We start from the raw sequence: 26,457 nt of genomic DNA, 5'->3' as shown, positions 1-26,457 counted from the left end.
AATGATATAACATTTAAAGAGGGCAAGAATGAACGGCAAGAAGCAGGGGCGGGTGCGTGAAATTGGCGCAAGAGGCGGTCGGCGGGCACGTTTCACGGGCGGCCTCAAGCCCTTGGCCTGCGCACTGATACTGGCCGCGCCGGCGGCTCAGGCCCAGACGGCGCCGGATGCCGCTGGAGCCAGGACGCTGGCTCCCATCACGGTCTCGGCCAATCCGCTGGGGTTGGACCTGAACAGCACCACGTTGCCGGCATCGGTGCTGGAAGGCGACGAGTTGATCGAGCAGCGCAATGGCACCCTGGGCGACACGCTCAAGAACCTGCCCGGCGTCAATAGCGATACCTTTGGCGGCGGAGCCAGCCGCCCGGTGATCCGCGGCCAGACGGCGCCCCGTGTAAAGGTGCTGTCCGACGGTTCAGAGGTAATGGACGCGTCCGGCATTTCTCCTGACCATGCCGTGACGGTGGAACCGCTGCTGGCCGAGCGCATCGAGGTACTGCGCGGGCCCGCCACGCTGCTGTACGGTGGCGGCGCGATCGGCGGTGTGGTCAACGTCGTGGACAAGAAAATCCCCACGGCGGTACCCGAAAAAGGCATCGAAGCCGAAGCCGAATTGCGCGGCGCCACCGGCACCAAGGAGCGCGCGGGCGCGGTAGGCATCACCGCGGGCGAAGGCCAGTTCGCGGTACGCGTCGAGGGCCTGAAGCGCCGCACCAGCGACTATGACGTGCCGGATTGGCCCGGCGGAAAGCTGGAAGGCTCATACAGCGAATCGTCACAGGGCTCGGTGGGCATGTCATGGATTACGCCGCGCGGCTACGTGGGCCTGGCGTTTACGCACCTGGAAAGCAAATACGGGCTGCCTGGGCATAACCACGAATACGAAGGCTGCCATCCCCACGGCACCCATCTGCACTGCGGCGGCCACGACCATGATCACGAAGAAGAGGGGCACGATCACGACCATGATCACGAACACGGTGGCGTGCCCTACGTTAAGCTGCGCAGCAACCGCCTCGATCTGCGCGCCGAATACCAGGATCCTTTCGCGGGCTTCGAAAAAATCCGCGTGCGCGGAGGGTTGACGGATTACCAGCACGACGAGATCGAAGGCGGCGAGGTGGGCACCCGTTTCAAGAACAAGGGCTACGACCTGCGAGTGGAAATGCAGCACAAGCCAGTTGCAGGCTGGCGCGGCGTGGTGGGCGTGCAGAACGCCTACAGCGATTTCCGCGCAGATGGCGAAGAAGCTTTCCTGCCGCGCAGCAAGACGCGCTCCTATGGCCTGTTCGTGCTCGAGGAATACCAGCTGAACGATTGGCGCTTCGAACTGGGCGCGCGTCAGGACTGGCAGCGCATCTCGCCCACTGGCGGCGCGCAGCGCAGCAGCCTGTCTGGCACCTCTTTGTCGGCCGCGGCCATCTGGGATTTCGCGCCGCAGTATTCGGTGGCGCTTTCCCTGTCGCGCTCGCAGCGCCTGCCCACCGCGCAGGAGCTGTATGCCGACGGGGTGCACCTGGCTACCAACACGTATGAACTGGGCAATCCGGACCTGAGCCGCGAGACTTCGCACAACATCGACCTGACCTTGCGCAAGCACGCCGGCGACACGACGTTCTCGGCCAGCGTGTTCCACAACCGCGTGAAAAACTACATCTACGCCAACACGCTGGACCGCTACGAGGATTTCCGTCTGATCGAATACTCGCAGCGCGACGCGGAGTTCACGGGCGTGGAAGGCGAGCTGCGTCACCAGTTCACGCCGGTGTTTTCGGCTGCCGTATTTGGCGACTACGTGCGCGGCAAACTGACCGGCGGCGATGGCAACCTGCCGCGCATTCCGGCGGCGCGCGCCGGCTTGCGCGCCAACATGAAATGGCAGCAGTGGTCGGGCGGCGTCGAGTATGCGCGTGTGTTCGCCCAGAAGGACATTGCCGCGTACGAGGACAGCACGCCCGGCTACAACATGGTCAACGCAGTGGTCGCGTATCGCGGCCAGTACGGCGCCACGGGCTATGAAGTCTACCTGCGCGGCACCAACCTGCTGAACAAGCTGGCATACAACCACGCGTCCTTCATCTCCACGGTGGCCCCGCTGCCCGGACGCAGCGTGCTGCTGGGCGTGCGCATGACTTACTGACGAATCCATCCCAAGCAGCTAATGCGCCATGGCGGAACGGGTGGATCCCGTTCCGCCATTTTTTCGTTCTACGGGTAGACCCCGATACGTTCCCCGTTGACGCCTACCGGGCCGGGTTCCTAGAATCAAATTTGTGATCACATATCAAAAATAGCATTCAGGGGACGCAGCATGGCCCAACACGATCTCTTCGATCTCCAAGGCAAGGTTGTCTTGATCACCGGCGCGGCAGGCGGTATTGGCGCTGCGCTCAGCCGGGCATATGCCCGGGCGGGCGCGACGCTGGTGCTGACCGACCTGGCGGGGGAAAAGCTCGACGCGCTGGCGTCCGAGTTGCGCGGATCCGGCGCCAAGACCGGAAGCTACGCGCTGCAAGTGGAAGACCGCGCGGCGTGCTCGGCGGTCGTGGCCGAGGCGGTGGCGGCCTTCGGCGGGGTCGACGTGTTGGTGAACTGCGCCGGGGTCAACACCCGCATGCGGCCAGAGCAGTACGCGGAAGACGTCTGGGACCGCATCATCGGCATCAACCTCAAGGGCAGCTTCAACATGTGCCAGGCCGTGCACGCCCAGATGCAGGCGCGCGGCAAGGGCAAGATCATCAATATCGGTTCCATCCTGGCGCTGGCCTCCAATGCCATGACGGCAGCCTACTCGGCCAGCAAGGGCGGCGTACTGCAATTGACCCGTTCCCTGGCCTGCGCCTGGGCCGCCGACGGCATCAGCGTCAACGTTATCCAGCCGGGCTGGATCGACACCGCCTTGTCGCGCCAGGCGCGCGTGGACATTCCCGGACACGCCGAGCGCGTCGTCGCCACCACGCCGATGGGCCGCTGGGGCGAACCCGAAGACCTAGTCGGCCCGGCCCTGTTCCTGGCCAGCGCCGCGTCCGACTTCATGACGGGGGCGAGCGTGGTGGTGGACGGCGGCGTGACGGCGCACATCTGAACGCCTAGCGGCGGCCCGAAAGAACAACGAGGGAACGGCATGCGATTCGAGGAACTCCGGCAGAAGACGCCCGTGCATGAACTGGTGGTGGAAGAAAGCGACTGGGCGCAGCTGACGCGCGCCGAGGCGCTGCGCCTGACGACGCTGTTCCTCGCGGCGCGCCGCTTCGAGGAAAAAATCCTGCAGCTGGACAAGCTGAACCTGGTGCACGGACCGGCGCACTCCAGCATCGGCCAGGAAGGCGCCGCCGCGGGCTGCATCGCGGCCTTGCCGCCGGATACGCTGATGAACGGCACCCATCGCGCCCATCACCAGTGCATCGCCAAGGCCATCAATGCCTTGTACGGCGAGGACCTGGATCCATCCGCGGCGGGCCTGACCCTGGGCATGCGCCAGGAAATCCAGGGGATGATGCATGAGATCCTGGGCCTGAAGGACGGCTGGACCGGGGGGCGCGGCGGCTCCATGCATTTGCGCCGCGCCGAACTCGGCATCATGGGCACCAACGCCATCGTGGCCGGGGGCATCCCGATTGCCTGTGGCCATGCCTATGCGGAAAAGCAGCGCGGCTCGGGCAAGACCATGGTGACGTTCTTCGGAGACGGCGCCGTGCACCAGGGCGCCACCCATGAAGCGATGAACCTGGCGGCGCTTTACAGCCTGCCCATGATCTTCTTCCTGGAGAACAACAAGTACGCGGTGTCCATGAGCGTGGAGCAGTCCACCTACGAAACCGAGCTGCTGACGCGGCCCCAGGGCCATGGCATCGCGGGGGTCAAGGTGGATGGCATGAATCCCTTTGCCACCTGGCTTGCGACGCGTTGGGCGCATGAGCATATTGCCCGCACGGGCCGGCCGGCCTTCATCCTGGCCGAGGTCTATCGCTACTATCACCAGAGTTCGTCGATTCCAGGCAGCGCGTTCGGCTACCGCACGCGCGAAGAAGAAAACGCCTGGAAGGCGCGCGACCCCTGGCTGTTCCTGCAACAGGAGCTGAAGGCTCGCGGCATCCTGCGCGAGAACGAACTCGCGGCTGTCGATGCCACCGTGACCGACGCCGTGGAGGCTGCCGCCGCGTCCTGCATCGAAGGCACCGGTTCGTCGGCGCGCATAAAGGCCAGCCTGTGGCCCGCCGCGGCCAGCGTGGACGAGAACCTCAATAGCGACATGTCGGAGTTCGAGGGCGTGCGCTATGCCGAGGCCGAGGACTATACGCCCGAGGACATGGAACCTCTGTCCTATATCGAGGCGATGTCCCGGGCCATGGGGGCGCGCATGGCCGAGGACGACAGCATCCATGTGTTCGGCGAGGACGTGGCGAACATGGGCGGCGGCACGGTCGGCGCCACGCGCGGGCTGACCGAGAAGTTCGCCGGCCGGCTCGTCAACACGCCCATTACCGAAAACGGATTCTGCGGCCTGGCCACCGGCGCGGCCCTGTCGGGGCTGAAGCCCGTGGTCGAACTGATGTACAGCGACTTCTTCCTGGTGGCGGGCGACCAGTTGCTGAACCAGGCGGGCAAGATCCGCCATCTGTTCAATGGCACGGCTGCAGTGCCGCTGGTACTGCGCGCCCGCATCCCCGGGCCCGAAGGCTACGGCTCGCAGCATTCCATGGACCCGGCTGGGGTATTCGCCCTGTTCCCGGGCTGGCGCATCCTGGCGCCTTCCAACGCCTTCGACTACGTCGGCCTGCTGAACTCGGCACTGCGTTGCAAGGACCCCGTGCTGGTGATCGAGCCGCAGCAACTGCACAAGCGCAAGACACCGGTGCCCAAGGTCCTGGACTATTACATCCCGATCGGCCGCGCCAAGCGCGTGCGCGAGGGTGACCAGATCACGCTGCTGACCACCCTGACCATGGTGGAAGAATGCTGCCGCATGGTGGACGAGACGGGCATCCGCGCGGATGTCATCGATCTGCGCACGCTATCGCAACGCGATATCGATTACGACACTATTGGCCGTTCGGTCATGAAGACGGGCCGCGTCGCCATTGTCGAACAGACCACGCGGGGCGCCAGCCTGGGCGCGCTGATCGCGGATGAGATCCAGCGCCGCTATTTCGATTATCTGGATCAACCGGTCAAGCGCGTCACCGGCCGCTGGGCGCCGCCCGTGGTTTCGCAGGCGCTGGAGCGCGCCGCGCTGGCAGGCGAGGACGACATCCGTTCCCTTATCCAGGAAATGCAGGCCGACAGCGCGCTGTCGGCGGCCCGTTCGGAGAGCGTCCATGCCGCGCGCGCTTGAGGGCAAGACCATACTGATAACGGGCGCGGCTGGTGGAATCGGCCAGGCGACCGCGGAGGTGTGCGCGGAGCAGGGCGCTTCGCTGGTGCTGGCGGACCGCGAGGCCCCGCAGGAACTGGCCGAGCGTTTGGCACGCGACGGCGCGCAGGCACGCGCCATCGCGTTCGACGTGACCGACCGGGCCGCGGCCGAGGCCGCCGTGGCGGCTATTCCGCGCCTGGATGCATTGGTGGCCAACGCGGGCTATTGCCCCTGGGACGATTGGAACGAGACAGGCTGGGACGAGGTTTTCCACCAGGTCATCGATATCAACCTGCTGGGGCTGATGCACTTGACGCGCGCCGCGTTGGCAAAGATGAGCGCGCAGCGCGCCGGCCGCATGGTGCTGGTGTCTTCCGTGGCGGCGCGCATGGGCGGGCTGGCCGCCAGCCCGCATTACGTTGCGGCCAAGGGCGGCACGCACGCCTTCGTCAAATGGCTGGCCCGCAAGGCGGCCGATTCCGGAGTTACCGTCAACAGCGTCGCGCCCGGCGCGACCGAGACGGGCATGACCCGGGGGCAGACTTTCGATGCGAATAGAATTCCGCTGCGGCGCATCGCCCGGCCTCGCGAAATCGCCTTGCCCATCGCCTTTCTCTGTTCCGATGGCGCGAGCTACATCTGCGGCGCCACCCTGGACGTGAACGGTGGCGTCTACATGAATTGAGACGACATGGACAACAGCACACTGGAAGGCCTGCTCGACAAGCAGGAACGCATCACCGTCGCGGACCAGATCTACCAGCGGACCCGCGAGCTTCTGATGAGCGGCGCCGTGCCGCCAGGAGAAAAAGTCACGTTGCGCGGCCTGGCTTCGGTACTGAATACCAGCCCTATGCCGGTGCGCGAAGCCGTCAACAAGCTGGTCGCCGAAGGCGCGCTCGAAATGTTGCCCAGCCGTGGGTTGCGCGTGCCCAAGCCGGGTTTGACCAAGTTCCGCGAAATCGTGCGCATCCGCTGCTGCATGGAGGGCTTTGCTGCGGCCGAAGCCACCAAGATCATGACGGATGCGACGGTTGCGCGTATCCAGCGCCATGCCGACGATTTCGACAAGCTCGGGCATCAGCGCAAGATCGACACCTTGAAGACCATCGAGGCTAACCGCAACCTGCATTTCACGCTGTACGAGGCGGCGGGCATGCCGCTGCTGGTGACCATGATCGAGAACATCTGGCTGCAGATCGCGCCGCTGTTTTCGCTAAGCATGGGCAGCAAGGACCGCAAGTCGGAAAGCTGGGAGTCCTTCAGCCACCACACCGCCCTGCTGGATGCACTGAAACGCCGCGACGCCGAAGGCGCGCGCGCGGCGATCGTGGCGGACATTTCGGACGCTGCCCAGTACATCGAGAAGATAGGCAATCTGGCCAACACATAGAGCGAGTAAGACATGGATATCGAGGTCGTGATGCCCGCCATCGGCGCGGGCACAACGCAGGGCAAGATACTGCAATGGTTGAAGCAGTCCGGCGACACGGTCAAGGTAGGCGATATCCTGGCCGAGATCGAAACCGACAAGGCAGTCATAGAACTGGAAGCCCTGGATGACGGCGTGCTGGACCGCATCCACGTGCCCGCAGGCGATACCGAGGTGCCGGTGGGGGACGTCATTGCGACGCTGATGCGCAAAGGGGGCGGGGCGCGGCCACCCGCCAACCCGCCGCCCGCCGCCGCGCCCGTCAGCGCGCCCATCAGCGCGCCCATTGCGGCGCCCGCTCCGGTTGCCGCTGTCGCCGCGCCTGCCGACGCCCGCTCCGGCCTCGCCGAGCATCGCCTGTTCGCCAGCCCTTCGGCGCGGCGCCTGGCGCGGGCGCTGGGCGTGGACTTGCATGCGCTGGCAGGTAGCGGCCCGAATGGCCGTATCGTCAGGGTAGATATCGAGAACGCCGCGGCCGCGCGGCCCGCGCAGTCCGCGCCTGCCGTTGCGGTTCCTGCCGGCGCCGCGCTGCAGCCGCATACGCCCATGCGCGCCACCATTGCGCGCCGCCTGGTCCAGTCCAAGCAGCAGGTGCCGCACTTCTACCTGACGGTCGATTGCCGCATGGATGCAATGATGGCCGCCCGCGCCGCGCTCAATGCGCGTGGCCAGTCCGCGCCGGAGCCCGTGCGTCATTCCCTGAACGACCTGCTGGCGATGGCGGTGGCGCGGGCGGTGGCACGGGTGCCGGCCATCAATGCGCAATGGACGGACGAAGGCATCGCGCGGCTTGCCCAGGTGGACCTGAGCATAGCCGTGGCGCTGGATTCCGGGCTTATCACGCCCATCGTGCGCAATGCCGACCGCAAGTCCTTGAGCGAGATCTCCGCCGAGATCGCGCAACTGGCCGAGCAGGCGCGCCGAGGCCGGCTGCGGCCCGAACAATACGAAGGCGGCAGCCTGACGCTGTCGAACCTGGGCATGCATGGCGTGCGCGAGTTCGCCGCCATCATCAATCCGCCGCAAAGCGTCATCCTGGCCGCGGGCGCCGTGGTCAGACAGCCCGTAGTCGACGGCGACGACATCCGCGTGGGCCATGTCATGAGCCTGACGCTGTCGGCGGATCACCGGATAGTTGATGGCGCCTTGGGCGCGCGCTTCCTCGGCGCGGTAAAGCAATTGCTGGAGAATCCGATCGAATTGATTCTCTAGCGTCCTGGGCGGGACCTGGACGATTTCCACGGCATCAGCGCGCAGGGTGGACCGCGAACGGCACACAGACCGAGGGCGGAAGCAAGTCGAAGCAGCATTACAAAACGTCTGGAGACAAGGTAATGAAAAAGCAGAAGCAGCTATTCCACATCGCTTGCGCGGCCGCCTTCATGGCCATTGCGCCGGGTGCGTGGGCACAGGCCGACATCAAGATCGGCTACAACAGCGACATGTCGGCCAGCGGCTCGGCCGACTTCGGCGTGTCGGCCCTGTCGGGCGCGCGCCAGGCCGCCGAAGAGATCAACGCGGCTGGAGGCGTGCTGGGGCGCAAGCTGGTCATCGTGCCGCGCGATGACGTGGGTTCGCCGCCCAAATCGATCCAGAATGCCAACGAACTCGTGGACAACGAGAAGGTCGTGGCGATGCTGGGCGGCGTGAACTCCGGCAATATGCTGGCGTGGTTGCATATCGTGCAGCAAAAGAAGGTCCCGACGATTTCGCCGTCGGCCACGGCCACCGAAATCACCAACCGCTATAGCAAGGAACCGGCGAACTACATCTTCCGCGTATCCATGCGCGACCTGGACCAGATTACGCTCCTGGCCGCCTATGCGGCCAAGGCCACCAAGAACAAGAAGATTGCCATCATCGCGGATACCACCGGCTACGGCCAACAGGGCGCCAAGGACGCGGCGCACGTGCTGGGCCTGTACGGCATCACTCCGGTCGCCAACGAGAAGTTCGGTCCCAAGGACACGGACATGTCGTCGCAGCTGAACAAGATCAAGGCCGCGGGCGCGGATACCGTGATTGTCTATGCGCTGGCGGACGCCAATGGGCACCTGATGCGCAGCCAGGAAAAGATCAACTACTTCCCCGTGACGCTGGGTTCCTGGGCCAACCTCAGCCCTCCGTTCCTGCGCATCGCGGGACCGGAACTGGCCAAGAAGATGATCTTCACCGCGTCGATCACCGAGGACTCCACCCCGCAATCCCGCGCCCTTTACGACGCCATCATCAAGAAGGAAGGCAAGCTGCCGACCTACGTTTTCGCCGCCCATGCCTATGACTCGGTCAAGATCCTGGCCGCCGCGATGACCCAGGCCAATTCAACGGACGGCGAAAAGGTGCAGCAGGCGCTGGACAAGCTGGGCAAGGTGGACGGCGTGATCAAGACCTATGCGCCGGCCTTCACCAAGGAAAACCACGAAGCGTTGTCCTACCGCGATTTCCGCCTGGTGCGCTGGATCGACGGCAAGGTCGTGACCGTGGATGACGAGGTCAGCCGCAGCATCAAGCCGGAAGAGCTCAAGCAGTAAGGCGGGCGCCAGCGCCGGCTCCCGGGTTCAGGGCTGGCGCTTGCTCAGGTGGTTGACGAAGAGCTTGGCGGCGGTGGGCAGGGCGTCGAAGGAGCGCACGCAGATCTGGATCTGGCGCCGTGCCCACGGCTCGGTCAGCGGAATGATGCGGATGTCGAACATGACCGAGTAGCGGCGGGCGATGTCCAGGGGCAGCACGCCGATGCCCAGCCCCGAGTTCACCATGAAGCACAGCGCGTCGAAGCCGGTGACCTGCACCTTGAGCTGGATATTGCGCTTTTCGTCGCTGGCCGCGTTGGACAGGATGCGGTTGATTGCGCTGCCGCGATGCAGGCCCACAAAGTCGTGTTCCAGCGCATCGGCGAAGCGGAATCCCGGTTTGTCCTGCAAGGGATGGTCGGCGGGCACCACCAGCGCCAGCGTGTCTTCGCGGTAGGGATGGATCTCCACGTCGTGGTCTGGCGCGGTGCCGGAGAAGATGCCCACGTCGGCCGCGTTTTCGGCGACCGACTTGATGATCGTGGAGGTGATTTTCTCTTCCAGGTCGACCTGTACGTTGGGATAGTCGTTCAGGAAGAGCTTGATGTCCTGGGGCAGGAACTGGGTGATCGCGGAAATATTCGCATGCACTCGGATGAAGCCGCGCAGGCCGCGCGAGTAATCCCGCATGTGCACGGAGATTTCGTCCAGCTCATGCAGGGCGCGCCGCGCCATGGTGGACAGCGCGATGCCCGCCGGGGTCGGGCGGATGCCTTTGTTGGTGCGGATGAGCAGCCGGATCTTGAGGTTCTCTTCCAGCTCGCTGATCCGCTTGCTGATGGCCGCCGCGGCGATGTGTTCGTGTTCGGCCGCCGCGGCGATGGTGCCTTGCTCGACCACGCTGATGAAGAGCTTGAGGGAGGTGGGATCGAGACGCATGGCAAGGCGGGCGGAAAGGCGGACGAGACGGTCCATTGTAGCCATGCCGGGTTTTGTCATCGCGGATGGCGATGGCGGCATCGCTAATCACTGCTGTTGCGGAGGCCGCCGCCAGGGCTATCCTCCCCCAAAAATTTCGCCCGGCCCCAAGCGCGGACCGTGCGGAGCATGACGGATGGAGCGCGAGACAAATGAATCTGCAGAATAGCCAGCTGCTGCGGCAGCAGGCCTACATCGGCGGCGCCTGGTGCGACGCCGACAATGGCGCCACCATCACGGTGCGCAATCCCTTCGACGCCAGCGTGCTGGGCACGGTGCCCAACCTGGGGCAGGCCGAGACCGCCCGTGCCATCGCGGCAGCCGATGACGCCCTGCCGGCCTGGCGGGCCAGGACAGGCAAAGAGCGCGGCGCCATCCTGCGCAAATGGCATGCGCTCATCGAGGCGAACGCCGACGACCTGGCCCTGCTGCTGACGCTGGAGCAGGGCAAACCGCTGGCCGAGGCCAGGGGCGAACTCAACTACGCGCTTTCCTTCGTGGAATGGTTTGCCGAAGAGGCCAAGCGCGTCTACGGCGATGTGCTGCCCCACACCCGCGGCGATCAGCGCATGCTGGCCATCCGCCAGCCCGTGGGCGTGTGCGCGGCGATCATCGCCTGGAACTTTCCCTCGGCATTGGTGACCCGCAAGGTCAGCCCCGCATTGGCCGCCGGCTGCACCGTGGTGCTCAAGCCATCCGAGCTGACCCCCTTTACGGCGCTGGCGCTGGCCTGGCTGGGCGAGCAGGCCGGCATCCCGCCGGGCGTGCTCAACGTGGTCATCGGCGACCCCGCGCCCATCGGCACGGAACTGACGCAGAACCCCACGGTGCGCAAGCTGACCTTTACCGGCTCCACGCAGACGGGCCGGCTGCTGATGCAGCAAAGCGCATCCAACATCAAGAAGCTGTCGCTGGAGCTGGGCGGCAACGCTCCCTTCATCGTGTTCGAAGATGCCGACCTGGACGAAGCCGTGCAGGGTCTGGTGCTGTCCAAGTTCCGCAATGCCGGCCAGACCTGCGTCTGCGCCAACCGCGTCTACGTGCATGCCAGCGTCGCCGATGCCTTCAATGAAAAATTGTTGGCGGAGATACGCCGCATGAAGGTGGGCGGAGGCCTGGAAGACGGCGTCACGCAGGGACCGCTGATCGACCGGCGCGCCGTGGACAAGGTGACCCGCCTGGTGGACGACGCCACCGCGCGCGGCGCGCGTCTGCTGGCAGGCGGCAAGCTGCGCGAGCCCGGTACCCTGCTGTACGAGCCGACGTTGCTCGCGGGTATTACGGATGCCATGGAACTTGCGCGCGAAGAAATCTTCGGGCCGGTGGTGGGCATCAGCACCTTCGAATCCGAAGCGGCCGTGCTGGCGCGCGCCAACGACAGCGCCTCGGGCCTGGCAGCCTATTTCTATACCGCCAACCTGGAACGGGTCTGGCGCATGATGGAGGGGCTGGAGTACGGCATCGTCGGTGTGAACACCGGCGCCGTGTCCAACGAGGTGGGCCCGTTTGGCGGCATCAAGGAGTCGGGCGTGGGCCGCGAAGGCTCCAAGTACGGCATCGAAGAGTTCCTGGAAATCAAGTACGTCTGCCTTGCCGGCAAGTCGTTCAACGCGATTCCCTGACGCCCGCGGATCCAGACATGAGCCAAGCACAGCCCTCCCTCCGCGATGCGGATCAGTTCGATTATGTGATCGTGGGGTCCGGCGCGGCCGGTTCCATCCTGGCCAACCGCCTGAGCGCGGACGGTTCCACCGTTTGTGTGCTGGAGGCCGGTCCGCCTGACCGCAGTCCCTATCTGCACATTCCCGCCGGCTTCATCAAGGCGGTGTTCAATAAGAAGTACGCCTGGCAGTTCAGCAGCGAAGGCACGGCGCAGACCAACGGGCGGCGAGTGCCGATTCCGCAGGGGCGCACCCTGGGCGGTTCGACTTCCATCAACGGCCTGGTCTACAACCGCGGCCAGGCGGCGGATTTCGATCATTGGGCGGCGCTGGGCAACACCGGCTGGTCCTATGACGAGGTGCTGCCGTACTTCAAGTCCATGGAACGGCGCGTGGGCGGCGAGGACCGCTACCGCGGCCGCAAGGGCGAGCTGCCGGTTACGGACATAGACTGGATCCATCCGCTGTGCGAGGCCTTCATTGCCGGTGCGGTGGAGCAGGGCATTCCCCGCAATCCCGACTACAACGGCGCGGAACAGGCCGGTGTGGGTTACTTCCAGCGCACTATCGACCGCGGCTGGCGCATGAGCACGGCCAAATGCTTCCTCAAGCCCGCCATGGGCCGAAAAAACCTGGAAGTGCGGACCTACGCGCAGGCAACGCGCATTCTGTTCGACGGCGGCAAGGCGGCGGGCGTCGCCTACTGCCATCCGGCGCATCCTTCGCAAGTCCGCGCGGTGCGCGCGCGCCGCGAGGTGATCGTGTCCTGCGGCGCGATCAACACGCCGAAACTGCTGCAGCTATCCGGCCTGGGGCCGGCAGAGCTGCTGCGCCAGCACAACATCGACGTGGTCTGCGACCTGCCCGGCGTGGGCGAGAACCTGAGCGACCATTATTCGGTGCGCGTCGTTGCGCGCGTGAAGAACAGCCAGACCATGAACCAGCTGGTCAAGGGGCTGAGCCTGGCCGGCCAGATCAGCCGCTGGCTGATGAAGCGTCCCAGCATCATGGCGTTGAGCCCGTCGCTGCTGCACTACTTCTGGAAGTCCACGCCAGACTTGGCGCTGCCCGACCTGCAAGGCGTTTTCACGCCCGCCAGCTACAAGGAAGGCTATGTGGGCATGCTGGACGACTTCCCCGGCATGACGGCGGGCGTCTGGCAGCACCGGCCGGAAAGCCGTGGGCAGGTGCGCATCCGCTCGGCGGACCCGCTGCAGGATCCCGTGATCCTGGCCAACTACCTGGAGAACGAGCGCGACCAGATGACGCTGGTGCGGGGCATCCGGCTGGCGCGCCAGCTGCTGCGTTCGCAGGCCCTGTCGCCGTACTTCGAAAGCGAGGTGCTGCCCGGCCCGATGTGCGAATCCGATTCCGAACTGCTGGATTTCGCGCGCCGCTATGGCGTGTCGTCCTATCACGTCAACGGCACGGCCCGCATGGGACAGGCCGATGACAAGTACGCGGTGGTCGATCCACAGCTGCGGGTGCACGGCGTTGGCAACCTGCGCGTCATCGATTCCTCGGTGATGCCGGCCATGCCTTCGGCCAACATCTGCGCGGCCACCATGATGATCGGCAACAAGGCCGCCGACCTCATCAAACAATCCTGAATTGCCAATCAGCGGTCACCAGAGTGATCCAGAAGGAGACAAGATGTACCTCAAGCATTTCCCCAAGACGATGAAATCCCTGCTGCTGGCGGCGGCGCTTGCAGGCGCCAGCGGCGCCGCCTTGGCCGACGATATCAAGATCGGCTTCAACAGTGATATGTCGGCCACCGGTTCGGCGGATTTCGGCATTTCCGCGCTGGCGGGCGCGCGCCAGGCGGCCGACGAACTGAACGCGGCCGGCGGCGTGCTGGGCAAGAAGGTCGTCATCGTCGAGCGCGATGACGTGGGCGCGCCTCCGAAGGCCATCCAGAATACGAACGAGCTGGTCGACAACGTCAAGGTCAACGCCATGCTGGGCGGCGTCAACTCCGGCAACATGCTGGCCTGGCTGCATCTGGTGCAGCAGAAGAAGATTCCGACGATTTCGCCGGTGGCCACCGCGACCGACATCACCGGCCGCTACGCCAAGTCGCCGGCCAACTACGTGTTCCGCGTGTCCATGCGCGACCGCGACCAGATCGCGCTCCTGGCGGCCTACGCCGCCCGCGCCAGCAAGACCGGCAAGGTCGCCATCATCGCCGACACCACGGGCTACGGCCAGCAAGGCGCCAAGGATGCGGTCGAGATCCTGGCCCTGCACAAGATCACGCCCGTGGCCAACGAGAAGTTCGGTCCCAAGGACACGGACATGTCGTCGCAGTTGAACAAGATCAAGAGCTCGGGCGCCGATACGCTGATCGTCTACGCCTTGGCGGATTCCAATGCGCACGTCATGCGCAGCCTGGAAAAGATCAACTACTTCCCGACCACGCTGGCCTCCTGGGCCAACCTGAGTTCGCCGTTCCTGCGCATCGCCGGTCCCGAGCTGGCCAGCAAGATGATCTTCACGGCGTCGATCACGGAAGACTCCTCGCCGGAATCCAAGGCGCTGTACGACACGCTGATGAAGCGCGATGGCCGGGTCCCGACCTACGTTATGGCCGCGCAGGCTTATGACTCCGTCAAGCTCATTGCCGCGGCCATGGAGCAGGCTAAATCGGCCGAAGGCGAGGCGGTGCAGGCGGCGCTGCAGAACCTGGCGCAGGCCAAGGGCGTCATCAAGACCTACGAAAAGCCGTTCACCGCGGAAAACCACGAAGCGCTGTCCGTGAAGGACTTCCGGCTGGTGCGCTGGATCGACGGCAAGGTGGTGACGGTCGATGACGAGTACACCCGCGCCATCAAGCCGGAAGACCTGAAGCTGTAAGGCGGCGCGGCAACGATAAGGATCTCTCCCCGGGGCGCGGAAGCGCCCCGGGGAGTCGTCAATAGGGGGGCATCCAGCATGCAAATACTACAAGCCATCTTGAGCGGGCTGGCCATGGGCAGCGTCTATGCCCTGGTCGCGTTCGGGTTCAGCATCACGTACACCACGACCAAGACCTTCAACTTCGGACAGGGCGCGTTCCTTGCGCTGGCCGGCCTGATCGGCATCAGCGCCATTCTGCTGGTCAGCCAGGGCAAGCTGATCGGCTTTCCGAATCCGGAAGACGTGACCTGGGGGACATTCCTGTTCGCCCTGCTGGCCGCGATGCTGGTACTCAGCCTGCTGGGCTACGTGCTCTACGTCACCGCCATCCGCCACTTCGTGGGCGAGGCGGGGCTGTCTTGGGTGATGAGCACAATCGGCTTCGGCATCATCATCCAGAACCTGGCGTTGCTGATTTGGGGCCCGGCCCCCATTGCGGTGGCTTCGCCCCTGGGCGAGGGCGTTATCACCGTCCTGGGCACCGGCGTGCGCCCGCAGGAGATCCTGGTGTTCGGCACCACGCTGGTGCTGATGATCGTGTTCGACTGGGCCTTGCACAAGACCAAGATGGGCAAGGCGGTGCGGGCGGTGGCTTTCAGCAAGACCGCCGCCAGCCTGATGGGCATCAATGCCAATGCGGTGGCGGTCGCCGTGTTTGCAATCAGTTCCGCGCTGGCCGCGATCGCGGGCGTGATGGTTGCGCCGATTGCGACGGCTTCGGTCTTCGTGGGCACGCTGCTGTCGCTGAAGGCCTTCTCGGCCGCGATCCTGGGCGGCCTCGAGAATCCTCGCGGTTGCATCTTCGGCGGCTTCCTGATCGGGCTGCTGGAGTCGCTGATCGGCCTCTGGTATTCGAACCTGCGCGAGATCGCGGTGTTTGCGCTGATCATCGTGGTGCTGTATTTCCGCCCGGCTGGCATTCTCGGCCGCGTGCATGCGGAGAAAGTATGAAGCTCTCCAAAATCCTCATCCCCCTGGTCATTGCGGCGCTCGCCATCGGTTATGCCTACTCGGGCCTGAATGACTTCTATCTGCTGATCCTATTCAACATCGGGGTCTATTACATTGCCGCCACCGGCTTCAATATCCTGGTCGGCCAGACCGGACAGAAGTCCTTGGGCCATGCCGGCCTGTTCGGCGTGGGCGCCTACACGGTGGCGCTCCTGACCGTGAATTATCAGGTCGACCCCTGGTTGGCGCTTGCCTGCGCCGCGGTCGTGTCCGCGATTTTTGGCGTGGTGATCGCGATTCCCGCGCTGAAGGTCAAGGGCCCCAGCCTGGCCATGGTCACCATCGCCTTCGGCCTTCTGATCGAGAAAATCGTGTCCGAATGGACCGACGTGTTCAAGGGGCAGGAAGGTTTTTATGGCATTACTGGCCTGACGTTCGGCGGTGCCACGCTGGACAGCCGCCAGTGGGTAGTGGTGGTCGTGGTGCTCGGCCTGGCGCTGCACGCCATGACCTCGCTGCTGCTGAACGGACGTTTCGGACGCGGCTTTGCCGCCGTGCGCACCTCCGAAATCGCGGCCGAGAGCGTGGGCATCAGCGTGTACCGCTTCAAGATCCTGGCTTTCGCCATCAGCGCGATCACCTGCGGCATTGCGGGCGGGCTGGTGGCGCAGCAGAACCAGTACATCAACTCCGACTTCGTCAATTTCAACCTGTCGGTGTTCTTCCTGGTGCTGGTGCTGTTCGGGGGTCGCACCCCGGGCGGCTCCTTCCTGGGCGCGGTCGTGTTGACGGTTATCGACGCCATGCTGGCGCGTTGGCCGGAAGTTCAGCATTTTGCCTACGGCCTCATCCTGCTGTTCGCGCTCTACGCCATGCCTGAAGGGTTGGCCGGCCTGCTGGCGAAGGTGCTGCCCAAGCGCGGCCAGCGCGAGGCGCTGGCGGCCCGGGCGGGCGATGCCGACTGGACTCCGGCGCCGCCGGCCTCCCGCGGCGGCGCGGCATCCAGCTTCCTGGAAGTGAAGGACCTGTACAAGGCGTTCGGCGGCGTCGTGCCGACCAACAAGGTGTCGTTCACGCTGGAGCAAGGCGCCGTGGTGTCGTTGATCGGCCCCAATGGCGCCGGCAAGACCACCACGCTGAACCTGTTGTCGGGCCTGGTGGTGCCGGACGCTGGCAGCATTCGGTTCAAGAACCGTCAGATGGTCGGCCTGTCGCCCAATGAGATCGCCGCATCGGGTATTGGCCGCACGTTCCAGAACCTGAAGCTGTTCGACGGGCTGAGCGCCCTGGAGAACGTGATGGTGGGTTTCTACCGCGTGCAGAAATCCAGCTTCTTCTCCAATCTGCTGGGCCTGCCCGCGAGCCTGGCTGAAGAGCGGCGCATCCGCCAGCAGGCGTATGCCATCCTCAAGTTCTTCGAGCTGGACCGTTATGCGGACGAGCCCGCCAACAGCTTGCCCTACGGCTTGCAGCGGCGCCTGGAAATCGCCCGCGCGGTCGCGGCGATGCCGGACCTGCTGCTGCTGGACGAGCCGGCCGCGGGCCTGAATCCGGCTGAAACTGAGCAACTGACCGAACTCATCGTGAAGCTCAAGAACATGGGCCTGACCATTCTGCTGATCGAGCATCACATGGACCTGGTCATGGCCATTTCCGACCACATCGTCGTGCTGGACTACGGCGTGAAGATCGCCTCGGGGCTGCCGAACCACATCCAGGAGAATCCGAAAGTCATCGAAGCCTACCTGGGCGCGCCGGCATAGGAGACCGCAATGAGCCGTTTACTGGACATCAAGAACCTGGCGGTGAGCTATGGCGCCGTCAATGTCCTGAAGCAGGTGTCGCTGCATGTGGACACGAACGAGATCGTGACCATCATCGGCGGCAATGGCGCAGGCAAGAGCACCATGATGCGCGCCTTGTCGGGCATCGAGAAATCCACCGGCGACATCGCGTTCGCCGGGCAGGACATGGGCGGAGTCAGCGCACACAAGCGCGTCGGGCTGGGCATTGCCCATGTGCCCGAAGGCCGCCAGGTGTTCCCTGACCAGACCGTCCACGACAACCTGATGCTGGGCGCCTTCCTGCGCAAGGAGTCACCCGCCGAACTGGCCGCGGAAATCGAGAACTGCTTCGCGATGTTCCCGCGCCTGAAAGAACGGCGCGACCAGTACGCGGGCACGCTGTCGGGCGGCGAACAGCAGATGCTGGCGATCTGCCGCGCGCTGATGAGCAAGCCGCGCATCCTGATGCTGGACGAGCCTTCGCTCGGCCTGGCACCGCTGATCGTGGCCGAGATTTTCAAGATCATCAAGTCGCTGAAAGAGCGCGGCATGACGATTCTGCTGGTCGAGCAGATGGCCAATCAGGCGTTGGCGATTTCCGACCGCGCATATGTCCTGGAAGTGGGCTCCATCGTGATGGAGGGCACGGGCCAGGAGTTGTTGGCCAGCGAGCGCGTGCGCGAGGCCTATCTGGGCAAACACAAGAGCTGACGAGGCAATCATGTCATCCAAACCATTGAGCGGAATCCGAGTGCTGGAATTGGGCCAGCTGATCGCCGGACCGTTCGCCGCCAAGATGCTGGGCGAATTCGGCGCCGAGGTCATCAAGATCGAGCCGCCCGGCAAGGGCGATCCGCTGCGCAACTGGCGCCTGATCCACGACGGTACGTCCGTCTGGTGGCAGGTTCAGTCGCGCAACAAGAAGTCGGTCAGCCTGGACCTGCGCAAGCCCGAGGCGCAGGATCTGATCCGGACGCTGGTCAAGGACATCGACGTGGTGGTCGAGAACTTCAAGCCCGGCACCATGGAAGGCTGGGGACTGGGGTGGGAGGAACTGCGCGCCATCAATCCGCGCCTGGTGATGCTGCGCGTGTCGGGCTATGGCCAGACCGGCCCGTACCGTGATCTGCCCGGCTTCGGCGCAATCGGTGAAGCCATGGGCGGCTTGCGCCACCTGAGCGGCGAGCCGGACCGCACCCCGGTACGCGTCGGGGTGTCCATCGGCGATTCGCTGTCGGCGTTGCACGGGGTCATCGGCATCCTGCTGGCGCTGCGCGCCCGCGACCAGAACGGCACCGGCCAGATGATCGACGTGGCGCTGTACGAATCCGTATTCAACATGATGGAAAGCCTGCTGCCGGAATACTCGGTGTTCGGAGAGATCCGCCAACCCGCCGGCAGCAGTCTGCCGGGCATCGCGCCCAGCAATGCCTACCGCTGCCAGGACAACAAATATGTGCTGATCGCCGGTAACGGCGACAGCATCTTCAAGCGGCTGATGGGTGTGATCGGCAGGCTTGACCTGGCCGAGGCCCCCGAGCTGGCGAACAACGCCGGCCGCGTGAAGCATGTGGTCATGCTGGATGACGCGATTTCGCAATGGACGGGCCAGCATCCGCTGGACGAGGTGCTGGCGCGCTTGAACGATGGGCAGATTCCGGCCGGGAAGATCTATGACGTGGCCGACATCGCGGCCGACCCGCATTACCGGGCGCGCGGCATGATCCTGGATGGCGCGCTGCCCGACGGCACGCCGGTGCAGGTGCCGGGCATCGTGCCCAAATTGTCGGAAACCCCGGGCGAAGTGCGCAGCTCCGCGCCGGCGCTGGGCCAGGACACCGACGAGGTGCTGGGCGGCCTGGGCATAGACGAGGCGCAACGCCAGGACTGGCGCGCGCGCGGCATCATCTGAGGAAAGCGGCCATGAATATGACCAACCCCGGAACCAACGCCAGCCGCCAGCGGCTGTACATCCAGGAGGTCGCGCCCCGCGACGGCTTCCAGAACGAAAAGCAGTTCATCGAAACGCAGGACAAGATCGCATTCATCAACCGGCTGTCCACCAGTGGTTTCGCCAAGATCGAGGCGACTTCCTTTACCTCGCCCAAGGCGATCCCGGCCTTGCGCGATGCCGAAGTCGTGATGCACGAAATCGAGCGTCATCCGGACGTCGTCTATACGGTGCTGGTGCCGAACGTGCGCGGCGCGCAGCGGGCGCTTGAGTGCAAGGTTGACGAGGTCAACCTGGTGATGTCGGTCAGCGAGACCCACAATCGCGCCAACCTGCGCATGACGCGCGAGCAGTCATTCGAACAATTGAGCGATGTGGTCAACGCGGTCCGCGGCAGCCGGGTCGCCATCAATGTGTCTCTGTCCACGGTATTCGGCTGCCCCATGGAAGGCGACATCAACGCCTTCGAGGTATTCGAACTGGTGGGACGCTTTGCCGCGCTGGGCGTGGACGGCGTGACGCTGTGCGACACCACCGGCATGGCCTATCCCACGCAGGTCGGCAAGATCGGCCGCGAGGTCCGCAAGCTGTTCCCCGGCCTGACCACGACCATGCATTTCCACAATACGCGCGGCATGGCGCTGGCCAACACCCTGATGGCCATCGAAGCCGGTATCGACCGCTTCGACGCGTCGCTGGGCGGCCTGGGCGGTTGCCCCTATGCACCCGGTGCCAGCGGCAATGTCTGCACGGAAGAGCTGGTGCACATGCTTGAGTTGATGGGCTACGACACTGGCGTGGACCTGGACGCCATACTGGGTATCTCGGCGACCTTGCCCGCGCTGGTGGGGCATGACATCCCCAGCCAGCTGCTCAAGGCGGGGCCGCGCCTGACCCTGCACCCGGCGCCAGACTTTGGCGCTTGAATTCGGCGCCCGATCTGGGCGCTTGATATGACGGCGAGGGCAGGCCGGGCGCGTGTGCTAATTTCCATGCATGCCGCCTGGTCCGGAGCCCGCCATGTTGAAGTTCGCCGCCAATCTTTCGATGATGTACACGGAACACGCGTTCCTGGATCGCTACGCGGCCGCTGCGGCGGACGGGTACACCGGGGTGGAATGCATGTTTCCCTACGAGGCGCCCGCCGCCTTCGTGCGCGAGCGCATGGACGCGGCGGGCGTCACCCAGGTGCTCTTCAATGCGCCGCCCGGCGTTGCCGCGCGCGGCGAACGCGGCCTGGCTGCCTTGCCGGGTCGGCAGGAGGAGTTCCAGGCGGGCATTGAGCAGGCGCTGTGCTATGCCACGGCGCTGGCTTGTCAGAACATCCATGTGATGGCGGGCCTGGTCCCACCCGACGCGTCGCGCGAGGCCATGCTGGATTGCTACCGCGAGAACCTGGATTGGGCGGCGCGCCAGGCGCGCTCGGCCGGGGTCACCGTGCTGATCGAGCCGATCAATACCCGCGATATTCCCGGCTATTTCCTGAACCGCCAGGACGACGCGCACGCCGTTGTGCAAGCCGTCAACGCGCCCAATCTGAAAGTGCAGATGGATCTCTACCACTGCCAGATCGTCGAGGGCGACGTCACCATGAAGTTGCGCGAATACTTGCCCACCGGGCGGGTCGGCCATCTGCAGATCGCCGGGGTGCCGCTGCGCCAGGAGCCCGATCGCGGCGAACTGGACTATGGCTGGGTGTTCGACGTGTTGCGCGAACTGCGGTACAGCGGCTGGATAGGCTGCGAGTACCGTCCTGCCGCCGGCACCTCGGCCGGCCTGCGCTGGTTGTCCGCCGCCCGTACCTGAGGTCCGCGGGACTTCGGGTTTTTCCGGTGATGTGCGCGGACGCTTCGGGTCGGATAATAAATCATTAATATGTTAAATAAATGGGCAAGCGAGGAGAGCGCGACATGTTCAAAGGCGTAGTGCGGCGGGCCTTGCTCGCGGCGGCGTTGACCGGGTTTTCAGCCATTGCCGGCCAGGCCGCGGCCGGGTTTCCGGACCATCCGATCCGCTGGCTGGTGCCATTCAGCGCGGGCGGTGGCAGCGACATCGCGACCCGCATCGTCGCCAAGCACGTGGGCGATGCGCTGGGACAACCGGTTGTCGTGGAAAACCGGCCGGGCGCTGCCACGATCGTCGCCGCGCAGGAAACCGCTCGTGCCGCGCCCGACGGCTACACGCTGTTGACCGCAGGAATGAGCACGCTGGCACTGAATCCCTGGCTATACCAGAAGCTGCCCTACGACCCGGGAAAGGATCTGACGCCGGTTTCCACGCTGGTATCGCTGCCCATCGTGCTGGTCGTGTCGCCGGATTCTTCGATGCATACGCTGGCGGACGTGAAGGCTTATCTCAAGCGCGACAAGCCGGGCAGCTACGCATCGCTGGGCGTGGGCAGCCCCCATCACCTTGCCATGGAGCTTTTTCTGGATACCATCCAGGGCCGGGCCACGGCCATTCCGTACAAGGGCACGCCGCCCGCCCTGCAGGACGTGGCTGCTGGCGTGGTGCCGATGATGATGGCCGACCTGGCCGCCGCCCGTCCGCTGATCCAGGCGGGCAAGTTGCGTGCCATCGCGGTGCCGGCCGCGCAGCGTTCCGGGCAATTGCCGCAAGTGCCCACATTCGCCGAGGCGGGTGGCCCGGCCTTTGAGGCGGCCGCCTGGCAGGGCGTGGTTGCGCCTGCCGGCACGCCCGCTCCGGTGGTCGAAAAACTAAGCGGGGCAATCGCGCAGGCCTTGCGTTCGCCTGAGGTGGCCGAACAGCTCAAGCTGCAGGGCATGGAGCCCACGGGAAGCACTCCGCAGGCCTTCGCGGATTACGCACGCAAGGAATACGAGCGTTGGGGCGCGGTGATCCGGAGCAAGAACATTTCCGCTCAATGACGGCGGACGGTAACAGCCGCCGCAAGGTGTAACCGGCGCGCGCGCGAGCACGGCGCGGGCGTACGATAAAGGCACGTACATCCTGCCCGGCAGCCCGGGCAAGGAGCACATCATGTCTCTGATCGTAGCAGCCCGGTTCGAAGGTTTCGAGGCGGCGCAGGCCGCGGCCGAGCGTCTCTCGGCCAGTGGCTTTCCCCACTGGGACATCAACACCTTCTACGTGAATCCGGCGGGCGAGCATGGCCGCTATCCCTTGGGTGGCGACCGCCGTTCCGACCCGGACTCGGGGCGCGCCGACATCGGGGCGTTCCTGGGCGCCGGCGCCGTAGGGGCCGGCTTTGCGGTGTTTGGCGGGTTCGTGATGTCCGAGATCAGCGACTCCACGCCGCTGATCCTGGCCGCCGCCGGGGTGGGCGCCTATCTGGGATCGCTGTTCGGCGCTTTGTGGGTGACGGGCCACGGCAGCACCCAGCATGGCCACTTCAACCCCGATTCGCATGCCGAGATCCGCCAGGCCGGGGTGATGGTTGCCGTGCGCACACGGCCGCAGCGTGAAATGCTGGCGTGCCGCATCCTGCGTGACGCCGGCGGCGCGGACGTGGAACATGCCAACGGCCGCTGGCGCAACAACCACTGGGAAGACTTCGACCCGTTGGCGCCGCCCCAGCGCGAGATCGGATTCGGCTGAAGCGGCATCGGACCGCGGCGGCGACGCGCGTCCGCGCTCAATCCGGCGCGGGCGTGGGGGCGGTATTTTGCCGTCGGGCCGTGGCGGCGCAGCCCGCGGAAGCCACGATGATGCCGCAGATGGCCAGCCATTGCGTTTGCGACAGCTGTTCGTTCAGTACGATTACACCTGCCAGCGCACCCATGGCGGGCTCCATGCTCAGCAGCACGCCGAAAGTCTTTTGCGGCAGGCGCCGCAACGCCACCATTTCCAGCGAATAGGGCAAGGCACTGGACAGCACGCCCACCGCAATGCCGGCCAGGATCAAGGTCGGATCCAGCAGGGCCGTGCCGGCATGCGCCGCGCCGATGGGCAGCGCCACCAGCGTCGCCGCCGTCAGCCCGAGCGACGTGGCCTGTCCGCCATGCACGTTGCCGGCCATCTTGCCGAAGATGATGTAGAGCGCCCAGCACACCGCCGCGCCCAGTGCAAAGGCGATGCCGACGGGATCCAGGTCATGCACCGATTGCCCCGTGGGAATCAGCAGCACCAGGCCGGCGATGGCGCAGCCGATCCAGACGAAGTCGATGGCGCGACGTGACAGTGCCACCGCCAGGGTCAACGGGCCGATGAACTCGATGGCGATGGCCACGCCCAGCGGCAGCGTGCGCAGGGCCATGTAGAACAGCAGGTTCATGCAGGCCAGCGTCACGCCATACAGCGCGATCTTGGCCGCCGCCTGGCGCGTCAGCGGAAAGCGCCACGGGCGCCAGATCGCCACCAGGATCAGCGCGCCGATGGCGATCCGGTAGGCGGTCGTGCCTTGGGCGCCCACCATGGGAAAGAGCGACTTGGCAAACGAGGTGCCCACGCACAGCGAGGCCATCGCGCCGATCAGCGACAGCACGGGGAGCAGGGTGGAAGAAGACGCGTTGCGTCCGGTGTTCAGGGTGGCGGCGGTCATGGCAAGGGTGGAAAAGCTCGCTACGTATCGGGACGGCAGGGGACTATAGGGACGGCAGGGGGCGTCAGGCGTTTCAGGGCGTCAGGTGTTCGGCGGTGGAGTAGAGCACATACAGGGCCAGGCCGAGCATGACGGCACCGAGCAGGCCCTGCTGCATCCGCAGGAACCAGGGGTTGCGGCCTACCCAGCCCCGGATGCGCGAGGCGCCGTAGGCGAAGAAGCTGCCATAGGGCAGGCTGAGTACCTTCATCGTCACGCCCAGCACCAGCATCTGTATCCACACCGGGCCGTTGTCGGGCGTGGTGAACTGCGGCAGGAACGCGATCATAAACAGCAGCACCTTGGGATTCAGCAGGTTTGTCGTGAATCCCTGCCAGAAGGCGTCGCGCGCGTCCCCGGGCCGCGCCGCCAGCGACACGTCGGCCGAGCGCGCGCAGCGGATGATGGCCTTGATGCCCAGATAGCCCAGGTACAGGCCTCCGGCCGCCTTGATGCCCATGAACAGGGACGGAAATGCCTGCAGCACCGAAGCCAGGCCCAGCACCACCGCCGGCACCTGGATGAATCCGGCGGCGACATTGCCCAGGACACTGTGGAAGGCAGGGCGGAAGCCCTGCGTCATGCCCCGGGAAAGCGTCAGCGCCATGTCGGGGCCCGGCGTGAGTTTGAGCGCCGCGTCGGCGGCGAGGAACAGCAGAAAAAGCTGGAGTGACGGCATGATACGGGGGTGGGACGTACCCGCGGCGCGGGCAGAGGGCTTCCAGTGTAAGCAAGCCGGAAGATAAATTCCTGCATCCCGGCGGGCGGAAATGAAGTTTCCCTTCAAAATGGGGTCGGATTCCGTCGCAGCCGGGCTTAGAATCTATCCGCGGGCGTTTCCCGGCCTGCTTCCAGCCGTTCCGAGACCCGTTCCGAGGCCCTTATGGAACTAGACGATTTCGACCTCCAGATCCTGCAAAGCATGCAGGAAGACAATCAGCGCACGAGCCAGGAAGTTGCGCAGCGCGTGAACCTGTCGCCGGTCTCGTGCCTGCGCCGGATGAAACGCCTGCGCGAGTCCAAGATCGTGCTGGGCGACGTTTCCGTGGTCGACCCCGCCGCAGTGGGCCGGGCGATCATGATGGTCGTGCTGGTGACGCTGGAGAGCGAGCGCGCCGACAAACTCGACCAATTCAAGCGCGCGATGCAGTCCGCGCCGGAAATCATGCAGTGCCTGTCCGTCACGGGCGAGGTGGACTTCGTGCTGACCATCACCATGCGCGACATGGCTGAGTACGAGGCCTTTGCCCAACGCAATTTCTGGGGCAATCCCAACGTCAAGCGCTTTTCCACCCTGGTGGTATTGAATCGAGCCAAGTACGGGATGACGGTGCCGGTGGGCTGATTCCCGGGCGCTGCCTTGCGCCGGAACGCGGCGCGTTTTCGCGACATCCAACCCCATATGCAAGCAAGACGCCACGCCATCCCGGCGAGGGCTTCGCGCCTGCATCCATCGTATCGGGGGCGGAGATGAAAGCGATTCATGCAAGATGGTTCTACGCACTGGCCTTGGTCAGCTGCAGCGTGTTTGCCCACGGCAATGGGCCGACGGATCCGCAGATCGCGGCCATTGTCGTGGTGGCCAATCAGGTCGACATCGACGCCGGCAAGCTGGCGCGGGACAAGACCGGCAACAAGGATGTCCGCGAGTTCGCCACGTTGATGGTGACGGATCATTCCGCCGTCAACAAGTCGGCTAGCGAACTGGTGCAGAAGCTCAAAGTCGCGCCTGAACCGAACGCGACCAGCGACAGCCTGCAACAAGGCGGCGACAAGAACCTGGCCGCGCTCAAGGGGTTGAATGGCGCCGCCTTCGACAAGGCCTATGTCGACCACGAAGTGGCCTATCACGAGGCTGTAATCCAGGCGCTGGACACGACCCTGATTCCCGGCGCGCACAATGCGGAACTGAAGGCCTTGCTGGTCAAGGTGCGGCCCGCATTCCTCGCACACCTGGAACACGCCAGATCCCTGCAAAAGAGGCTCAACGGTGGCTGATCCTTCCCCACTCGCGGCGAGAGGGCGCGCCGCCGTGGCCGCCCTGTGCGCGGGGCTGGCGCTGGCTGGCGGGCCCGCAAGCGCCCAACAGGCCCCGCCCGGCACGCAGCTGGCCGAGCATGTCGTAACCATAGAAGGGATGCAGTTCATGCCAGCGACGCTGATGGTCAAGCGTGGCGACACGGTCACCTGGATCAACAAAGATCTGGTCCCGCATACCGCGACCGCCGTTTCCAAAGCGTTTGATTCGGGTGTGATCGCGTCGGGCGCGTCCTGGACCTACACTGTGCGGGAGGAAGGGAGCAGCGCCTATGTCTGCCTGTTCCATCCGACCATGCAGGGAACCCTGATTGCGCAATGATGCGCGGGCGGAGGCCTGA

At 65.1% G+C, this 26,457-nt stretch carries 24 protein-coding genes; 21 read left to right on the top strand and 3 right to left on the bottom strand.

What is annotated here, in order from left to right:
• Positions 1-28 precede the first annotated feature (28 nt).
• The 7 genes from CEY08_RS23575 to CEY08_RS23545 all read left to right on the top strand — a co-directional run bounded on the left by CEY08_RS23575 (position 29) and on the right by CEY08_RS23545 (position 9,319).
• The gene (locus tag CEY08_RS23575; protein ID WP_232033766.1) at positions 29-2,140 is read left to right on the top strand and encodes a TonB-dependent receptor domain-containing protein; all 2,112 of its coding nucleotides are present in this window, start codon (positions 29-31) and stop codon (positions 2,138-2,140) included.
• A gap of 171 nt (positions 2,141-2,311) precedes the next feature.
• Entirely contained in the window at positions 2,312-3,085 is a 774-nt protein-coding gene (locus tag CEY08_RS23570; protein ID WP_063960218.1) for an SDR family NAD(P)-dependent oxidoreductase, read from the top strand.
• Between the two features lie 39 nt (positions 3,086-3,124).
• A complete protein-coding gene (locus CEY08_RS23565; protein ID WP_088607811.1) occupies positions 3,125-5,335 on the top strand; it encodes an alpha-ketoacid dehydrogenase subunit alpha/beta in 2,211 nt (736 codons plus the stop codon).
• Positions 5,319-6,041 (top strand): SDR family NAD(P)-dependent oxidoreductase, encoded by a 723-nt coding sequence (locus CEY08_RS23560; protein WP_042796203.1) that lies wholly within the window; start codon positions 5,319-5,321, stop codon positions 6,039-6,041. The genes CEY08_RS23565 and CEY08_RS23560 overlap by 17 nt, the downstream gene beginning before the upstream one ends.
• Before the next feature lie 6 nt (positions 6,042-6,047).
• A complete protein-coding gene (locus tag CEY08_RS23555) occupies positions 6,048-6,749 on the top strand; it encodes a GntR family transcriptional regulator (protein WP_076816559.1) in 702 nt (233 codons plus the stop codon).
• A gap of 12 nt (positions 6,750-6,761) precedes the next feature.
• A complete protein-coding gene (locus CEY08_RS23550) occupies positions 6,762-8,000 on the top strand; it encodes a dihydrolipoamide acetyltransferase family protein (protein ID WP_076816557.1) in 1,239 nt (412 codons plus the stop codon).
• Positions 8,001-8,122: 122 nt separating this feature from the next.
• Positions 8,123-9,319 (top strand): ABC transporter substrate-binding protein, encoded by a 1,197-nt coding sequence (locus tag CEY08_RS23545; protein WP_042796206.1) that lies wholly within the window; start codon positions 8,123-8,125, stop codon positions 9,317-9,319.
• Positions 9,320-9,346: 27 nt separating this feature from the next.
• On the opposite strand, the gene CEY08_RS23540 is transcribed toward CEY08_RS23545, so the two are convergent.
• Positions 9,347-10,237, bottom strand: a complete 891-nt coding sequence (locus tag CEY08_RS23540; RefSeq protein WP_042797523.1) for a LysR family transcriptional regulator — start codon at positions 10,235-10,237, stop codon at positions 9,347-9,349.
• Between the two features lie 191 nt (positions 10,238-10,428).
• Between CEY08_RS23540 and CEY08_RS23535 the strand changes: the two genes are divergently transcribed.
• The 11 genes from CEY08_RS23535 (at position 10,429) to CEY08_RS23485 (ending at position 23,097) form a co-directional block, all read left to right on the top strand.
• Positions 10,429-11,898 (top strand): NAD-dependent succinate-semialdehyde dehydrogenase, encoded by a 1,470-nt coding sequence (locus tag CEY08_RS23535; protein ID WP_076816555.1) that lies wholly within the window; start codon positions 10,429-10,431, stop codon positions 11,896-11,898.
• A gap of 17 nt (positions 11,899-11,915) precedes the next feature.
• Complete coding sequence (locus tag CEY08_RS23530; protein ID WP_076816553.1) at positions 11,916-13,547, top strand: GMC family oxidoreductase; 1,632 nt, start codon at positions 11,916-11,918, stop codon at positions 13,545-13,547.
• Between the two features lie 43 nt (positions 13,548-13,590).
• On the top strand, positions 13,591-14,793 hold the full coding sequence (locus tag CEY08_RS23525) for an ABC transporter substrate-binding protein (protein ID WP_063961175.1): 1,203 nt from the start codon (positions 13,591-13,593) through the stop codon (positions 14,791-14,793).
• 78 nt (positions 14,794-14,871) lie between these two features.
• Positions 14,872-15,786 (top strand): branched-chain amino acid ABC transporter permease, encoded by a 915-nt coding sequence (locus CEY08_RS23520; RefSeq protein ID WP_076816550.1) that lies wholly within the window; start codon positions 14,872-14,874, stop codon positions 15,784-15,786.
• On the top strand, positions 15,783-17,549 hold the full coding sequence (locus CEY08_RS23515; protein WP_076816548.1) for a branched-chain amino acid ABC transporter ATP-binding protein/permease: 1,767 nt from the start codon (positions 15,783-15,785) through the stop codon (positions 17,547-17,549). The genes CEY08_RS23520 and CEY08_RS23515 overlap by 4 nt, the downstream gene beginning before the upstream one ends.
• Positions 17,550-17,558: 9 nt before the next feature.
• Positions 17,559-18,281 (top strand): ABC transporter ATP-binding protein, encoded by a 723-nt coding sequence (locus CEY08_RS23510; protein WP_076816545.1) that lies wholly within the window; start codon positions 17,559-17,561, stop codon positions 18,279-18,281.
• Between the two features lie 10 nt (positions 18,282-18,291).
• Positions 18,292-19,482, top strand: coding sequence for a CaiB/BaiF CoA transferase family protein (locus tag CEY08_RS23505; RefSeq protein ID WP_063641353.1), 1,191 nt, complete (start codon positions 18,292-18,294; stop codon positions 19,480-19,482).
• Between the two features lie 11 nt (positions 19,483-19,493).
• Positions 19,494-20,447, top strand: coding sequence for a hydroxymethylglutaryl-CoA lyase (locus CEY08_RS23500; RefSeq protein WP_088607810.1), 954 nt, complete (start codon positions 19,494-19,496; stop codon positions 20,445-20,447).
• A gap of 94 nt (positions 20,448-20,541) precedes the next feature.
• Positions 20,542-21,327: a 2-oxo-tetronate isomerase gene (gene otnI / locus CEY08_RS23495; protein ID WP_076816543.1), complete on the top strand. Its 786-nt coding sequence runs from the start codon at positions 20,542-20,544 to the stop codon at positions 21,325-21,327.
• A gap of 104 nt (positions 21,328-21,431) precedes the next feature.
• Positions 21,432-22,409, top strand: a complete 978-nt coding sequence (locus CEY08_RS23490; RefSeq protein WP_076816540.1) for a Bug family tripartite tricarboxylate transporter substrate binding protein — start codon at positions 21,432-21,434, stop codon at positions 22,407-22,409.
• 112 nt (positions 22,410-22,521) lie between these two features.
• Positions 22,522-23,097 (top strand): hypothetical protein, encoded by a 576-nt coding sequence (locus CEY08_RS23485; RefSeq protein WP_042796214.1) that lies wholly within the window; start codon positions 22,522-22,524, stop codon positions 23,095-23,097.
• A 37-nt stretch (positions 23,098-23,134) separates the two neighbouring features.
• On the opposite strand, the gene CEY08_RS23480 is transcribed toward CEY08_RS23485, so the two are convergent.
• On the bottom strand, positions 23,135-24,040 hold the full coding sequence (locus CEY08_RS23480; RefSeq protein WP_076816538.1) for an EamA family transporter: 906 nt from the start codon (positions 24,038-24,040) through the stop codon (positions 23,135-23,137).
• Positions 24,041-24,113: 73 nt separating this feature from the next.
• Entirely contained in the window at positions 24,114-24,758 is a 645-nt protein-coding gene (locus tag CEY08_RS23475) for a LysE family translocator (RefSeq protein ID WP_082884661.1), read from the bottom strand.
• A gap of 204 nt (positions 24,759-24,962) precedes the next feature.
• On the opposite strand from CEY08_RS23475, the gene CEY08_RS23470 reads away from it, so the two are divergent.
• The 3 genes from CEY08_RS23470 (at position 24,963) to CEY08_RS23460 (ending at position 26,438) form a co-directional block, all read left to right on the top strand.
• Positions 24,963-25,424, top strand: coding sequence for an Lrp/AsnC family transcriptional regulator (locus CEY08_RS23470; protein ID WP_042796215.1), 462 nt, complete (start codon positions 24,963-24,965; stop codon positions 25,422-25,424).
• 125 nt (positions 25,425-25,549) lie between these two features.
• The gene (locus CEY08_RS23465) at positions 25,550-26,077 is read left to right on the top strand and encodes a DUF4142 domain-containing protein (protein ID WP_042796216.1); all 528 of its coding nucleotides are present in this window, start codon (positions 25,550-25,552) and stop codon (positions 26,075-26,077) included.
• Positions 26,070-26,438: a cupredoxin domain-containing protein gene (locus tag CEY08_RS23460; RefSeq protein WP_076816536.1), complete on the top strand. Its 369-nt coding sequence runs from the start codon at positions 26,070-26,072 to the stop codon at positions 26,436-26,438. Before CEY08_RS23465 ends, CEY08_RS23460 begins: the two co-directional genes overlap by 8 nt.
• The last annotated feature ends 19 nt before the right edge of the window (positions 26,439-26,457 follow it).

The organism is Achromobacter insolitus (assembly GCF_002209555.1).
In the GTDB taxonomy this organism is placed as follows: Bacteria; Pseudomonadota; Gammaproteobacteria; order Burkholderiales; family Burkholderiaceae_B; genus Achromobacter; species Achromobacter insolitus.
Note: the sequence above shows the minus strand (reverse complement) of the source record. Positions and strands in the feature narration are given on the sequence as shown.